This is a genomic window from Flavihumibacter profundi, assembly GCF_020076305.1.
GTDB classification, from domain to species: Bacteria; Bacteroidota; Bacteroidia; order Chitinophagales; family Chitinophagaceae; genus Flavihumibacter; species Flavihumibacter profundi.
Genome location: NZ_JAIQXE010000001.1, coordinates 1,142,580 through 1,158,446 on the forward strand (window position 1 = coordinate 1,142,580; position 15,867 = coordinate 1,158,446).

Here is a 15,867-nt window from a genome sequence, read left to right on the forward strand (position 1 = left end):
TCATGGTATGAAAAATAAAAACGCACTGATTAGTCCCGGGTATTTACTGACCTTTTCACTGGTCACCTGTTTATTTTTTTTATGGGCCCTTCCCAACACCATGAATGATGTGCTGATTTCGCATTTCATGAAATCGCTGGAATTGTCGCGGTTAAAAGCCGGCCTGATACAATCTGCATTCAAGCTCGGCTATTTTACATTCGCACTGCCAGCAGGACTGTTCATGCAACGCTTCGGTTATAAACACGGGCTTGTAACCGGGCTCATTTTATTTGCATTAGGCTGCTTTTTATTCTGGCCCGCAGCTGTTGCCGGTAAATATATTTTCTTCCTGGGGGCGTTGTTTGTAATTGCCAGCGGACTGGCATTCCTGGAGTTGGGCGCCAATTCCCTGATTGTTAGCCTGGGCGATCCCAATTTGTCGGAACGGCGCTTAAACCTGGCACAGGCATTCAATCCTATCGGTGCCATGACGGGCGTTGCTATCGGTACCATATTTATTTTCTCCGGAAAAGAATTGAGCCCGGAACAGGTAGCAGAAATGAAAACAGCCGGCACTTACAAAGCCTACCTTGCTGAAGAGACCATGCGTGTTGGTCCGCCATATATTACTCTTGGGATTGTTGTCCTGGTATTTGCCTTTATACTATCAAGGGTAAAATTCCCACAACAGGAAACAAAAGGTGAACCCATAGTAAAAGGCAGTTTCAGGGAATTAAAAAAATACCCGCATTGGTATAAAGCGATCATGGCGCAGTTCTTTTATTTAGGCGCGCAACTGGGTACCTGGAGTTTCTTCATACAATATGTAAAAGAGAATGGCGCCTTAAGGGAAAAGATGGCGGGAGGTTTCCTGGTGGGAACTTTGGCAGCATTTATGGCGGGCCGTTTTTCTTCGACATTCTTTATGAAATACATTAAACCAACCCGGCTAATGGGTTTCTATGCCATCGCCAATATTTGCCTTGTTTCGGTTGGCATACTATTCCCGGGCTGGATCGGTATCTGGGCTATTTTCTGCACCAGCTTTTTCATGTCCGTTATGTATCCTACAATTTTTGCTTCAGGGGTAAAAGGGCTTGGTCCCAATGCAAAGCTGGGTGCATCCTTCCTGGTGATGAGTTTAATCGGTGGGGCTGTCCTCACACCTTTCATGGGATTGATTGCAGACAGGACCCATGCAATTGCCCCTGCCATGGTGATACCCTTGTTTTCCTATTTCGTGATCCTCTATTATTCATTCATCGGCTCTAAACCAGCCGGACCACTATATGGACTGTAAATTTTGAAAGCACAACATTTTTTAAATACGCTATTTTTTTCGTTTATCCTGTCGCTTACAGCAGCAGGCCAGGCCAGTTTTCCGTTCAGCTATACCCCGCTGACCGAAAAGACTGATTTCTCCGCAAAGATGGTGGACGGTGCGGATCATTTTTTAACCCGTGAAACAGAGCGGGTGAAGCAATTACGGTCCGGTGTATGGAAAAGGGATTTTTCTTCTGGTGCAGCATTTCAAAAATCAATAACGGCAGAACGCAATTTATTGGCCCGCCGCCTTGGCGTTGTGGAAGAACGGGTTGCACCACAGGTGCAGCTGCTGACAAATCTACATGCAGCGGGATTGAAACCATATTCGGTTGAGCTACCCCGTTGCAGGATAACTGCCGTACGCTGGCAGGTACTGGATGGATTATCAGCGGAAGGGATCCTGCTGAAGCCCAAAGGCAAAATCCTTGCACGAATTGTAATGGTCCCCGATGCTGATGTACAGCCCGAAGTTTTGGCCGGGCTTCAGCAAGCCAATGACGCCGGATTCGGCGCAGCACAGGAATTAGCCAATGCAGGCTGTGAAGTAATCATTCCCGCATTGGTCAGCCGTGATGACCGATATTCTGGCAGCAAATCGCTGAACCGGTTTACCAACCAGCCACACCGGGAATGGATCTACCGACAGGCTTATGAAGTAGGCCGCCATGTGATCGGCTACGAATTGCAGAAAATATTTTCAGCCATTGACTGGCTGGAGTCAGAAAATTCCCTGGAAGGAAATAAAGTACAGATCGGTGTAGCAGGTCATGGTGAAGGTGGATTGCTGGCATTGTATGCGGCGGCACTGGACCAACGAATATCTGCAACATTGGTAAGCGGTTATTTTGATAGCCGGGAACAACTCTGGCAGGAACCCATCTACCGAAATGTATTCGGGCTGCTGAATCATTTTGGTGATGCTGAAATTGCGGTGATGGCCTGGCCCAGGAAACTAATCGTGGAATATGCCAGGGGCCCTGAAGTGACTGGTCCGCCCGCTCCTTCAGCTAATCGTTCGGGTGGTGCTCCCGGTATAATTACAACGCCGGTACTACAAAGCGCTAAGGCGGAATGGGACAGGGCAAAAGCCATAGTCCCGGATGGGCGCAATCACCTTCTTTGGGTGGCAGCGAAGCCCGGCAATGTTGCAGGCAGCCCATTGTCTGCAACCGCACTAAAAGATTTCATGAAAGCATTGCAGGTTGAATTGCCTGTTAAGCCAGCAGCAATATTAATACCACTAAAACCCAACGAATGGGTTGACGCCGAACAAAGACAGGAACGCACTGTAAGGGAAATGGAAGCGCATGTTCAACGGGTGGTGGATACCTGCTATCGGAGCAGGGATGAAAATTTCTGGCAGACGCTCAAAGGTGATATACCGGCACAGCAACCCATTAAAGCAGCACACCGTAAAGAACTGGGGCAAGTGCTGGGTGAACTACCAACACCATCTATTCCGGCAAACCCAAAGGCAAGGCTGCTGCAGGAAACGGACAAATGGACAAGCTATGAAATCACCCTTGATGTTTATGCGCCCGATGTATTTGCCTGGGGAATCCTCCTTATCCCAAAGGGCATCAAACCAGGTGAAAAAAGGCCCGTTGTTGTATGCCAGCATGGCCTCGAGGGACTTCCTTCAGATGTGCTAACCACAGATACCAGCTCTGATGCGTATGGTTATTATAAAAGCTTTGCGGCAAAACTGGCAGAGAGAGGATATGTAACTTTTGCCCCCCACAATTACTACCGGGGCGAAGATAAATTCAGGGTATTGCAAAGAAAAGCCAATCCTGTCGGGCTGACCCTTTTCTCCATTATTACCAGCCAGCACCGCCGTATTGTTGAATGGCTGGGGCAACAGTCCTTCGTTGACCCGGCAAGGATCGGTTTTTATGGTTTATCCTATGGCGGCAAAACGGCCATGCGTGTACCTGCACTGGTTGAAGGCTATTGCTTATCAATTTGTTCAGCCGATTTCAATGAATGGATCATCAAAAATTCAACCATCGATTATCCGCTGAGTTACCTGTTTTTGGGAGAATACGATATGCCCGAATGGGATCTTGGGCATACATTCAATTACGCTGAAATGGCGACATTGATAGCCCCTCGCCCATTTATGGTGGAACGCGGCCATGATGATGGTGTTTCGATTGATGAATGGGTGGACTTTGAGTATGCTAAAGTACGCCGGCATTATGCAGAACTGGGCATCCCGGAAAACACTGCCATCGAGCATTTTAAAGGTCCGCATACGATACACGGCGTTGGCAGTTTCGAATTCCTTGACAGGCATTTAAAAAAAATTCACCAATAATGGGCTCAAAATATATTTTATTGATACTGGTTTCCATAGCTTCCATTTTCCATTCCCGGGAACAAACGAAAAGCATAACCCTTCGGCTTGAACGGATTGATCCCAAAACAAGCCATCTGCAACACGCAACCGAAAATGTTGCCTGCGATAAAGTTGCTATTATCGTTATGGACATGTGGGATAAACATTGGTGCAAGTCCTGGACGGCGCGTGGTGCTGCCATGATCCCAAAAATGAATGCCGCGCTGGCTGCTGCCAGAAAATCAGGTATCCAGGTCATATTTTCCCCCTCGGCAGTTGCTGATTTTTACAAAGACTATCCGCAAAGAAAAGCGGTTCTTGCCATGCCTGCTACCGGGGAATTTATATTTCCTTCAGTAGATGAATTAAAAAATATGGGAACAAAAGAAAGGGCGGAATATACCAAAAACAAAAAAAGCTATTTTGAAGGAAGCATATACGAGGCAAGGAATATTGCTGGCCAGGCCTATGCAGGTTATCCTCCTTTGCCGCCCTTTGAATCCACGGGTGGTTGCGAATGCAAAAAAAGGGATTGCAAAATGGAAAACGTTTGGACCCGGCAAAATAAAGACCTGGTTATTGAAGCTAGTGACCTTATTGTGGAGGGCAATAATAGACCTGAACTGGTCAATATCTGCAAAGCCAGGGGCTATACCCATTTGCTGTATATGGGTGGTGCGGGCAATATGTGCCTCACAAGTTCGCGTGAAACATCAACCATAAATATGGCTAACCGGGGACTAAAATGCATATACATTGAAGACATCATGATCTCTATTTCCGGAAATGGCTATAATCCCGATACTAAAAAAACAGACCCTTCCTTCACCCCTGAAAAAGGAGATAAAATGGTTTTGGAACATCTGAAAAAATATATAGCCCCTTCAATAAAATCTAATGAACTTTTTACTTTTTAAAAATAAATTCCAGTATGGCTTTATAGCTTTCATCACTTTGTTTTGCAACGCTTGCAAGCATGATGAAAAACCTTTGTTTACCCATGAGGAGGTAATGGCATATGTACCCAAGGGACCGGCAAAATGTTTCCGGCAAATATGTTTAGAGACCAACTCAAATGTAAGGACCACCAATAATACAGTATTCCCTCCCGACTCCGTTTTTGCTACTTTTCTTTCCGAAACGGATCCTGTTAAGTATGCCGACTTTTGCGAAAAAATAAACCTTGATGCAGCCCTGCTCCTGGCAGTTCCTGAATCGGGTTATGCAACTTATCGCCAGACAAAAGAAACAAATGTTTATCCCGGTATGAAAGGCGACTTCTTTGGCGAAACACTTAAAGAATTACACAAAAGGAAAATTTCAGGATTTGGCTATATCTGTATTGGATGGCAGAAAAAATACTCCATGGCTCATCCTGAATATACAGAATACCCGGGCGGAGATAGTGTACATCCCCTTATTTGCCTTAATTCACCGTACCGTGATCACATAATGGAGTTATCGAGGGAAGTCCTTGGCAATTACCCTGTTGATGGCCTGCGGTACGACATACTTGACCAGCAATCAAAGTGCAGGTGTGCAGGTTGCCAAAAATTATATGCAGAAATGTACCATGAACCTATGCCGGTGGAATGGCCAGATTGGCAGCACCGGCAAAAATTCCGCCTCGAAAGTATCAGGCGTATAGTGAAGGACCTGTACCAGGTTTGTAAGTCAGTTAAACCATCTGTACCGGTATGGCAAAATTGGTATGACGGCACTGACTATGCTGATATCACTGATGTAAATTCAGTGGATATGGCCTACCTGGAATTTGCTAATCCTTTCCGGGAACTTTTCTTAAATGGGGTATTTGAAAAGGAAGGCATAATTACCGGGAAAGTTATTGAGAATCCCAAAACACGTTGGAAATGCCTGGCATTGGGTGGCAAATGTTATTCATATTTCTTTACTGATGATAAAACTGGATTACCTGTAGATGATAAAATAAATAAACAATGGCTTGAAAATGACCTGGCGAAATTTTATGCCCAGGTTAGGGATGCTGAAGAATATTTTAAGGACACAAAACCGGTTACGAACATCGCCATAATCTACAATGAGCAAACCCGTTACCATTATGATGATTACAATCGTGCGGACTACATGAAAGCGCTTCGTGATATCACCGAACCACTCCTGGCTTCAGGTAACCCGGTTCGTTTTATTTCTGCCCAGAATCTCCCAAAAACGCCTTTGGAACCTTATAAGGCCCTGGTTATTCCGGAGACCTCGGGGTTTTCAGATGAGCAACTTGCTGTTGTTAAAAATTTTGCAGAAAAAGGAGGACATGTTATCATAACAGGCGACGCCCTTTCTTATAATGCTGAGGGCAACCCATTACCTGATTTCGCGCTGGGTGAATTGATGGGTGTAACCAGGAAAGAAAAGCCGGAGGCTATTAAAAAAGTTATTTCTGATAAAAACATTCCTGGTGATATCCTCAAGGATGGAATTTTACCAGCCAATCTCTATACAATAGAAAAACCTTTTACGCCGGTTGCCACAAAGTCTGGCCAGACCATCAGTTTTATTCAGATACCCAATGATACCAGGCAACCGTTAGTCCAGGTTAACCAATTTGGGAAAGGTGTATTTTACTATGTATCTTCTTCGCAAATGCCGGAAGTGACTGCCGCTGTCCTCAATTATGCAGGGGTCCTCTCCCCTGTTAAAAATGATGACCCATTACGGATGGCAATATTGTCCAAAAAAACAGGTAAAAATGAATGGATACTGCACCTGTTAGATAAAGGTGAATATTTTTTGAGGATTGATAAAAAATACTGCCCGGCTACAAAATCCACTTCAACATATCCGGCCAACTTAAAAAATTTACACATAGAATATACCAATGAGTCCATCATCATTACCGTGAAAAATGATAATGATTACGCCGCTGTCGTATTAGATTAAATTCATTTGGTGAAAAACAAAACATAAAGAAGATGAAAAAAAGAGTTCCTTTTTATTCGCTGTTGTTACTGCTTTTATTACAGTTTTTTATTTACCCTGCTGATGCACAAAAAAAGGACGCCCCACCCAAAATGAGGATGTCGCTGCAAAAGAGGATCCCCTCTGATTCTGTAAAAGGCGCCATGGTCATTACTACAGACATCCAGGAATGGAATCCCAATGAGACCGCCATCATCATCTGCGATATGTGGCAGCAGCACTGGTGCAAGGGAGCTACAGCAAGGGTCGCTGAAATGGCGCCTGAGATCAATAATGTGATCACCATCGCCCGCAATAAGGGTGTGCTGATCGTTCATGCGCCAAGTGACTGCATGAACTATTATAAAGATTATCCTGGCAGGAAACTCGCACAAAAATATAAAAGCAAGAAAGCGCAAAGCCAGATCATCAGTGAGGATAGCCTGGTAACGGAGAAAGGCAATCAATGGCCAATTGACCAGTCTGATGAAGGTTGTGACGATTTTCCGGAATGCAAGCAGGGCAGCCCCTGGACGCACCAGATCGATGCCATTCAAATTAAGGACAATGATGCGATCAGTGATTCGGGCGCCGAGATGGCCGGGCTTTTCAACCAGAAAAAGATTAAGAATGTGATCCTGATGGGTGTCCATACCAATATGTGTGTTATCGGCCGGACTTTTGGCTTGAGGAACATGAAGCGGCTGGGCATGAACGTTGTCCTGATGCGTGACCTCACAGATGTCATGTATGATTCAAAGCAGTGGCCCCGGGTATCACACTTTACCGGAACCAGTTTAATGGCAGAGTATATAGAAAAGTTTGTTTGTCCAACGATGCTGTCCACCGATTTTACAGGACAAAAGCAATTCAGGTTTAAAAATGATTCCCGAAAGGTTATTGCTTTTATTACCGCAGAGAATGAATACCGCACCAACCAGCGTTTCCCGGAATTCGGCCATGAATTAATGCTTACCAGGAATGTGACCTGTGAATATGCGGTAGGATTGCCAATTGCTGAAGGCGCCGGGGTGCATAATATTGAGAACCTCCAGATCCTGGAAGACGCTGACCTCGTAATTACCTGCATTCGCCGCAGGGCGCTTGAGCCGGAGAAAATGCAGCTGGTAAAAGATTACATGAACTCCGGAAAACCCCTGTTGGCTATAAGGACTTCCAGCCATGCATTTGATGCCAAAGGAAATGTTTCGAGGTCAGGAGGCGGTGTGGTTGCTTCAAACGTACCGGTATCTGACCAGCTGGCCCAATGGCCTGAATTTGATAAGGAAGTGCTGGGCGGCAATTACCAGGGGCATTACGGGCACCTGCAGAAAGGAACAGCCATCACTATCGTTCCCGGCATGGAAAGCCACCCCTTGCTGAAGGGTGTTGATTCACTGGGATTTGTCAGTCCCTCCTGGCTGTATATTAACCGTCCGCTTCGTGGAGAAAATATGCAGGTCCTGTTGCAGGGAACAATACCCAATGAACCTGTCCAGCCGGTGCTATGGGTTAATAACCGGGAAAAAGGCAAAGTGGTGTATACTTCCCTTGGCCATTGGGATGACTGGAAAATTGAAAGCTATAAGAACCTGATGGTAAATGCAGTTGATTACCTCCTCGAAAAAAAATAAACTAACCAGATATGAAAAGACGTGACTTCCTTGAAAAAGCAATCATGGGAACAGCCGGAATATCACTGATGTCGTACACGCTTCCCTTCGCTCCTTCTGTTAAAGGGGCCAACGATAAAATTGTACTGGCCCTTATTGGCGCAGGCAACCGGGGAACAGGCACCATAATAAGCACCTGCAAGATCAATGCGAATGTTGTGATAAAAACAGTTTGTGATGTCAATGACCTCAAGGCTGCAAAAGCAATAGCTGAGATAGAAAAAGAACTTGGCTATAAACCGCAGCATGCAACAGATATGAAAGCGGTCTTTAATGACAAGGACATTGATGCCGTATGGATATCAACACCAGAACACTGGCATGCGCTGGCAACAGTCTGGGCCTGCCAGGCAGGAAAAGATGTGTATGTAGAGAAAAACCCCACGATCAGTATCTGGGAAGGCCGTAAAATGATTGAAGCGGCTGAGAAATACAAAAGGATTGTCCAGGTTGGCTTCCAGAACCGCAGCGCACCCTATGCTTTTTCTGCAAGGGAATATATTAAAAGCGGGAAGCTGGGACAGATCGTAACGGTTAAGTCATACAATATGCTGGGAGGATCAAAATGGAATCCCCAGCCAGACAGCGCAATACCAGCTGGACTGAATTGGGATGCCTGGCTCGGGCCAGCGCAATATGTTCCTTATAACCCCAATATACATGATATGGAAAGTCGCGGTGGCTGGGGGAATTACTGGGCCTATAGCGGCGGTGTGCTGGCAGATGATGCCAGCCATGTAATGGACCTGGCGCGTTTTGTACTCGGTGATCCGGGGCATCCAAAATCGGTATATGGATGGGGTGGCAACTATGCATGGGGCTCAAAGAAGGAAACACCCGAATTCCAGTCCATCACCTACGATTTTGAAAAGTTTACGCTTACCTGTGACAGTGGGAATGCTACCAATTACATGAAGAAAACACCCAACAATATCCGCATGGATCCAAAGCTGTTCCCGGACTGGAGGACCAATGCAACCAGGACGGAAATATATGGCACAGAGGGACTGATGTACCTTGGCCGGCATGGTGGCGGATGGCAGGTTAAGGGCGAAGATTCTGTACTGATCGCAGAAGGTGGTGGAGTATTCCCCGACCCCGATCACCAGAAAGATTTTATCGAATCGCTCAGGACACGAAAAAAACCAAATGGTGCTGTAGAGCAGGGGCACCTGAGTGCTACCCTTGTACACTTAGGAAATATTGCCTATCGGGCAGGGAATAAACAACTGTTCTTCGACGGGAAATCCGAACGCTTTATCGGCAATGATGAAGCCAACAAATTCCTGAAGACAGCCTATCGCGACAATTACAGGATACCGGAAAAAGTGTAACAGACCCTTTAAGCAACCAATATGAAAATAAAAAAGTTAGAACTGTTTAAAGTCCCGCCCCGGTGGCTCTTCTTAAAGATCACCACCGACAATGGCATTGAAGGCTGGGGCGAACCAGTTGTGGAAGGCAAGGCCGATACGGTTAAAGCAGCCGTAGAAGAAATGGCAGGGTATATCATTGGCAAGGATGCCCGGCAGGTAGAAGATATCTGGCAGGTTTTGTATAGGGGTGGGTTTTACCGGGGCGGCCCGATCCTCATGAGCGCTATATCAGGAATAGACCAGGCGCTCTGGGATATAAAAGGAAAAGCCCTCGGCGTACCGGTATATGAGTTGCTGGGAGGTGCAGTACGCGATAAGATGAAAATCTATGGCTGGATTGGTGGTGACAAACCAGCCAATGTTGTGGCCGAAGCCAAAAAGAGGATGGAGCATGGATTCACCGCAGTAAAAATGAATGCCTGCGCTGAAATGGAATGGATCGATACACCCGATAAAATCAGGGACGCAGTAGATTGTATAGCAGCAGTGCGTGAAGCCATAGGGTATAATTCGGGCCTTGGCATAGACTTTCACGGGCGCGTCCATAAAGGGATGGCGAAGAGTTTCATGAAGGAGCTGGATTATTTAAAACCCATGTTTATTGAGGAGCCGGTATTATCAGAAAACAAGGAAGCCTTCCTGCAGCTGGCACAATATACCAGTGCGCCAATCGCAACAGGGGAAAGGATGTTCAGCAGGTGGGATTTCAAATCATTGTTTGAACAGGGCGCAGTAGATATTATCCAGCCGGACCTTAGCCATGCAGGGGGAATAACCGAGGTGAAAAAAATTGCAGCAATGGCAGAAGCATACGACGTAGCCCTTGCCCCGCACTGCCCGCTAGGCCCCATTTCATTTGCAGCGGCATTACAAATTGACTTCAACTGCATTAACGCCTTCATCCAGGAAACCAGCATGGGCATCCATTACAACCAGGGCGCCGACCTGCTGGATTATATGGAAAATCCCGAGGTATTTAATATCCATGAAGGATATATCCAACGCCCTGAATTACCCGGCTTAGGCATTGTCATCAATGAGGAAAAAGTCCGCCAGATGGCAGAGACGGGGCACGACTGGAAGAACCCGGTATGGCGCAATAAAGATGGCAGCATTACGGAGTGGTAACCTATACCAGAAAATATTTTAAAGATTAAGTTACAGATGAAAAATTTCATGGTCAGCTGTGATTGGGGAACCACGAAATTCCGGCTTTGCCTGGTAAACAGGGATGACTTCACTGTAGACAGGGAAATAATTACAAAAGACGGGATCCTGGGTTTATTCAATAAATGGAAAGAAGAAACCAGCCAGTCCGGAATAACCTTAAAAGATTATTACCTGGGCGTGTTAAGAACCCACCTGGATAAATTACTTGAAGACGCAGCAGCAGAAACCAGGTCTTTGTCGGTCGTTATTTCAGGTATGGCTTCTTCGAAAGCAGGTATTGCAGAATTGCCATATGCAACGCTACCCTTTTCACTGGATGGGAAAGATGCGGTTACAAAATGTATAGTACCCTTACAAAATTTTCCATTTGAGATCATCCTGATATCAGGGGTAAAGGCCCATGATGATGTAATGAGAGGGGAAGAAACGCAAATGGTGGGCATTGCCAACCTGGAAAGTACCCTGTTAACTGCGGATGAAGCGATCTGTATATTTCCCGGAACCCATTCCAAGCATATCAGGATCAGCAAGGGAAATATAGCCAGTTTCAAAACATACCTCACTGGCGAGTTATTTCAATTACTGTCAACACATAGTGTACTCCAGGGAGCAGTTGCCTTCCAGGATAATAGTGCTGTGCTGGATGAACGGAACATGCAGGCATTTTATAACGGCATAGCGCAATCGAATAAAGAATCAAACCTCTTGAACAAGCTCTTTACCGTGCGCACCAATGAATTAATGGGAATGCTATCGAGGCAGGAAAATTACTTTTACCTGAGCGGGTTGCTGATCGGCTATGAAATAAGGGCCCTTCAGCAGGAAAAGACCTGTCCCGTTTTTTTATGCAGCGGTAATAACATGTTCCATCTTTACCGGCTTGCCATTGAAAAACTCTGGTTAGGTGTACCCGTAAAAAATATTGCCCCGGATTTAATGGACAGAGCAGCAATTTCGGGACAGCTTAAAATCCTCCAAAACCATCACCCCCTAAAATAAAAGATTGTGAACAGCAGTTTGTATTCCAGGGAAAAATTCAACCAGCTTCCGGTTATCGGGATCATAAGAAATTTATCCATTGATGAAGTCAAAGAAATACTGCCCCTTTACAGTAAGGCAGGATTTACAACAGTTGAGATAACAATGAATACACCCGGAGCCGGAGAAATCATCCGGTATGCAGCTGAGGCCTGCAAGGGCAGCCTGAATGTCGGGGCCGGTACCGTCTGTGACCTGCACGACCTGGGACAAGCCCTGCATTCAGGGGCACAATTTATTGTTACGCCAATAGTCAGTGAAGAGGTGATAAATGCCTGCGTGCAACAGAAGGTCCCGGTTTTCCCCGGCGCCTATACAGCAACCGAAATCTATAAAGCATGGTCAATGGGCGCGGAGATCGTAAAAGTATTTCCCGCATCTTCCAGTGGCCCGGAATATATTGCTGAAATCAAGGGGCCACTGGACCGGGTCAAACTGCTGCCGGTAGGCGGCATTAGTCTTGACAATTGCGAAGCCTTTATGCGGGCCGGAGCCAGTGGATTAGGTATAGGCAGCCAGTTGTTCCATAAGAAAATGATCAGGGAGAAGAAATGGGAGGAGCTGTCTGCACATTTTGATTTATTTGCAAAAAAGATGCATCTTATACGGCAATAGATAAAATTCAGCCATGAAACCTGTTTTGATGCGGCATGTCGGGGCGATTTCCGAGTCATTTAAAGCCTGGAAGAATGGCAGTCCCTATGTACATAACCCATTTCATTACCACCCGGAAATCGAAATAACATTTATAATAAAGGGAAGCGGGACACTGATTGTGGGTGATAAAATAATACCCTACGGAGACAATGAGCTGATTTTGATAGGGCCAAACGTTCCGCATGAATGGAAAAGTGATATTACGGATATACCAGACAATTACACGCAAAGCATTTCTGTCCATTTCCTGAAAAATTTCTGTGGTGAAGATTTTTATGGGATACCTGAAGCAGTATTTATTAAACAGTTATTGGACCAGTCGGAAAAATGCTACAGGGTAACCGATACAAAACTGAAAAAACTAACCAGGGAAAGCCTGCAAAAATTATTGGAAGCAAAGGGCATTGATCGTGTTAATATACTGCTATCCATACTAAACCAGATAGCCACAACAGCAGGCATAGAAATACTTTCAGGTGTTGGGTTATCGCATAAAAATGCAGAAGAACAAAACAGCAGGATCAATAAAATAAACAGGTATGTAATGGATAATTTCAGGCACCAGGTATCCATTAATGAAGCTGCTAAAGCAGCGAACTTAACCAGCACTTCCTTCTGCAGGTTTTTCAGGCAAAGGACACATAAATCATTTATCCAGTATGTAAATGAGATCCGGATAGAGTATGCCTGCAAGCTCTTAATGGAAGGTAATGACAGTATCAGCCAGATAGCCCACGAAAGTGGATTTGAAAACATCTCCCACTTTAATACCCAGTTCAAAAAAATTGTACATATTACGCCGACACAGTTTATAAAGCTTACCAGCCCGCGAAAAACCGAAGCTTTTTTATGAAGATTATATTAATGAGTGTGGGCAAATTCCAGGACGCCGGTACCCGCGAGGCCCTGGATGATTTTACCCAGCGGATCAACCGGTATTTTCCCTGTGAATGGAAAATCATCCCTTCATCAAAAGCAACGGATCCGCTGATCATAAAAAAACAGGAAGCCCAAACCATTGCAGCAGCTTTGCAAAAAGAAGATTACCTGGTGCTGCTGGATGAGCGGGGCAAGAATATCAGCTCGCCGGACCTGGCACAACTGGTGCAGCAAAGGGCCAATGAAAGCCGGAAGCAATTAGTATTCCTGGTTGGCGGGGCATATGGGGTGGACAATAGTATTGCCGAAAGGGCCGATTTTACCTGGAGCCTCTCGAAACTGGTTTTCCCGCACCAGATCGTACGCCTGGTCCTTGCAGAACAGGTATACAGGGCCTGCACCATTCTGCGGAATGAAAAATACCACCACAGCTGACCCGGTTTCGCCCGTAAATGAAATTTATTATCTTTCCCGCATGATTAGCATTACCCTATCGATCGTTATCCTTACTGCGATCATTTCATTTACCGCATTCAGCAAAGAAAAAATAAAGGAAGACCTGTTATTCTGGCCGGCGGAAATAGACAGCCGGAAACAGTATTACCGGTTCATTACCTGCGGACTGGTGCATGGTGACCTGATGCACCTGGCATTCAACATGATCTCCCTGATGTCTTTTGGTGAATTCCTGGAGATCAATTTGTTTTCGCACCCTACTTTGTTCGGGGGATCAGGAAAAATAGTTTACCTGGCGCTTTATATTTCAGCACTGATTGTGTCTGTAATTCCGGACTATTTTCAATTCCGCAATAATTATTCCTACCGTGCACTGGGCGCGTCCGGTGCGGTATCTGCGGTCATCTTTTCAGCCATATTGCTCAACCCGTCAACCCCCATCAGGCTGATGTTCATACCCATTGATATCCCCGGTTATATTTTCGGGTTTATATTCCTTGGTTTATCGGCCTACCTGGCCCGCAGGGGTGGAGATAATATTGGTCACCGCGCGCACTTTTCCGGCGCCATTTACGGGGTGATCTTTACTATTGTGATGGCGAAATGGCTGGCACATTATGATGTGATCGGCGCCTTTGTTGAAACCATCAAAGCGCGCTATTAAAATGCAGGCAAAGCAGGGATGAAGTGGAGGGCTTTATCCTGAACCGGTCATCAATACGGTGGCCGATTACCCATACAACCTTACGGTCAGATTCAAGCACCCAAACCTTTTCTTTGAGGTGCCTGGGCAATTTTATATCAATCAGGAAGCGGGCAACTTTTTTCTTTTTGGGCATCCCCAAAGGATAAAAATAGTCGCCGGGTTTCCATGGACGTAACAGCAAGGGATAAGCGATTTTTGAAGCATCAACCCAGGCAATTTCAGGATCCGTTGGAATAGGTTGCTGTTTATTAGTTACGGTTTTCCAATGCAAATGACCTCCACCAAAATGGATATCGCCCTTTTCATCCGGTAACAAAACAGTGGTAGCGTCTTTATGGGATTTTTGGGTCAGTACAAACCAGGCCCTGTTGATGAGGACCCGGTGTGTGGCAGAATCAATGAAATGCCCTGATTCACTTTTTGCCAGTGCTGCAACTTCAGGCATTTGTGCCGGTGAAAACCCGAAAGGTTTCAGCCATGCATATAAGACGGCCGGTGCGCCCGGCAGTTTTCGCCATCGTGCAACGGGTACCTGTTGCTCCTGCCCTTTCAGCACAACGATCTTATGCAGGCATTGCTGCATGGCCTGGTCATAAAACAATTCCATTTCCCGCAAATGACCAGCAGATTCATTCAGTGTTTTTACCAGCGAGGGGTAAGCTTCCTCGATTTGCGGAATAATATTCAGCCGGATATAATTACGGGAATATTTGTCCAGCGCATTAGAACTGTCTTCCACCCAGGTAATATTATTTTGCCGGGCATATTGCAGCAAGTCATTCCTGTTTGCAAAAAGCAATGGCCGCCTGATAAGGTCCCTTGCCGGCAAAATGCCCCTGAGCCCGGATAAACCGGTACCCCGGAAAACATTCATCAAAATAGTCTCAGCGTTGTCATTGGCATGGTGTGCGGTAAGTATACAGTCAAGTGGATTACCGGATGCCTTCCGGTCTTTGATCAAACCCGAAAACCAGTCATACCGCAATTCCCGCGCGGCAACCTGCACCGACACCTTATGCTGGTGGGCGTAGTTGGCGGCATTTAAATGAGCAGTATGGACAGGAACATTCAATTTGCCGGCCAGGGCAATGGTAAACTGTTCATCCCGGTCACTTTCTGCTCCGCGCAATTGGAAATTCACATGCGCTATTTCAAAATAAAAGCCAGATTCCTTCAATAAATGGCAGAGAACTACAGAATCCAACCCGCCACTAACCCCAACCAGCAAACGATTGCTGCCGGTAAACAGCTTATTATTCCGGATATAATCCTTAAAATCTTTTACCAATTCATTCATTTGCCAAAAATTGAGTAGTTCTCCACGTAATT

At 45.8% G+C, this 15,867-nt stretch carries 13 protein-coding genes; 12 read left to right on the forward strand and 1 reads right to left on the reverse strand.

The features are described from left to right. Positions 1 to 7 precede the first annotated feature (7 nt). From fucP to LAQ65_RS04900, 12 genes are read left to right on the forward strand one after another with little or no spacing between them, the layout of a single operon-like run. Positions 8 to 1,282, forward strand: a complete 1,275-nt coding sequence (fucP, locus tag LAQ65_RS04845; RefSeq protein ID WP_224115812.1) for an L-fucose:H+ symporter permease — start codon at positions 8 to 10, stop codon at positions 1,280 to 1,282. 3 nt (positions 1,283 to 1,285) lie between these two features. Next, the gene (locus LAQ65_RS04850) at positions 1,286 to 3,628 is read left to right on the forward strand and encodes an alpha/beta hydrolase family protein (RefSeq protein WP_224115813.1); all 2,343 of its coding nucleotides are present in this window, start codon (positions 1,286 to 1,288) and stop codon (positions 3,626 to 3,628) included. After that, positions 3,628 to 4,566, forward strand: a complete 939-nt coding sequence (locus LAQ65_RS04855) for a cysteine hydrolase family protein (protein ID WP_224115814.1) — start codon at positions 3,628 to 3,630, stop codon at positions 4,564 to 4,566. Before LAQ65_RS04850 ends, LAQ65_RS04855 begins: the two co-directional genes overlap by 1 nt. Continuing rightward, a complete protein-coding gene (locus tag LAQ65_RS04860) occupies positions 4,547 to 6,565 on the forward strand; it encodes a beta-galactosidase trimerization domain-containing protein (RefSeq protein WP_224115815.1) in 2,019 nt (672 codons plus the stop codon). Before LAQ65_RS04855 ends, LAQ65_RS04860 begins: the two co-directional genes overlap by 20 nt. A gap of 32 nt (positions 6,566 to 6,597) precedes the next feature. Next, entirely contained in the window at positions 6,598 to 8,217 is a 1,620-nt protein-coding gene (locus tag LAQ65_RS04865; RefSeq protein ID WP_224115816.1) for an isochorismatase family protein, read from the forward strand. Positions 8,218 to 8,228: 11 nt separating this feature from the next. After that, entirely contained in the window at positions 8,229 to 9,590 is a 1,362-nt protein-coding gene (locus LAQ65_RS04870; protein WP_224115817.1) for a Gfo/Idh/MocA family protein, read from the forward strand. A 21-nt stretch (positions 9,591 to 9,611) separates the two neighbouring features. Beyond that, positions 9,612 to 10,760, forward strand: coding sequence for a galactonate dehydratase (gene dgoD, locus LAQ65_RS04875; RefSeq protein WP_224115818.1), 1,149 nt, complete (start codon positions 9,612 to 9,614; stop codon positions 10,758 to 10,760). Between the two features lie 36 nt (positions 10,761 to 10,796). After that, on the forward strand, positions 10,797 to 11,801 hold the full coding sequence (locus tag LAQ65_RS04880) for a 2-dehydro-3-deoxygalactonokinase (protein ID WP_224115819.1): 1,005 nt from the start codon (positions 10,797 to 10,799) through the stop codon (positions 11,799 to 11,801). Positions 11,802 to 11,807: 6 nt separating this feature from the next. Continuing rightward, positions 11,808 to 12,455 carry a bifunctional 4-hydroxy-2-oxoglutarate aldolase/2-dehydro-3-deoxy-phosphogluconate aldolase gene (locus tag LAQ65_RS04885; protein ID WP_224115820.1) on the forward strand — a complete coding sequence of 216 codons (648 nt, stop codon included), beginning with the start codon at positions 11,808 to 11,810 and terminating at the stop codon, positions 12,453 to 12,455. Positions 12,456 to 12,468: 13 nt separating this feature from the next. Further along, complete coding sequence (locus LAQ65_RS04890) at positions 12,469 to 13,350, forward strand: AraC family transcriptional regulator (protein WP_224115821.1); 882 nt, start codon at positions 12,469 to 12,471, stop codon at positions 13,348 to 13,350. Further along, the gene (locus LAQ65_RS04895) at positions 13,347 to 13,811 is read left to right on the forward strand and encodes a 23S rRNA (pseudouridine(1915)-N(3))-methyltransferase RlmH (protein WP_224115822.1); all 465 of its coding nucleotides are present in this window, start codon (positions 13,347 to 13,349) and stop codon (positions 13,809 to 13,811) included. The genes LAQ65_RS04890 and LAQ65_RS04895 overlap by 4 nt, the downstream gene beginning before the upstream one ends. Then, complete coding sequence (locus tag LAQ65_RS04900) at positions 13,789 to 14,496, forward strand: rhomboid family intramembrane serine protease (protein WP_224115823.1); 708 nt, start codon at positions 13,789 to 13,791, stop codon at positions 14,494 to 14,496. The genes LAQ65_RS04895 and LAQ65_RS04900 overlap by 23 nt, the downstream gene beginning before the upstream one ends. Here LAQ65_RS04900 and tilS read toward each other — a convergent pair. Then, entirely contained in the window at positions 14,480 to 15,835 is a 1,356-nt protein-coding gene (gene tilS, locus LAQ65_RS04905) for a tRNA lysidine(34) synthetase TilS (protein WP_224115824.1), read from the reverse strand. The genes LAQ65_RS04900 and tilS overlap by 17 nt on opposite strands. Positions 15,836 to 15,867: the final 32 nt, after the last annotated feature.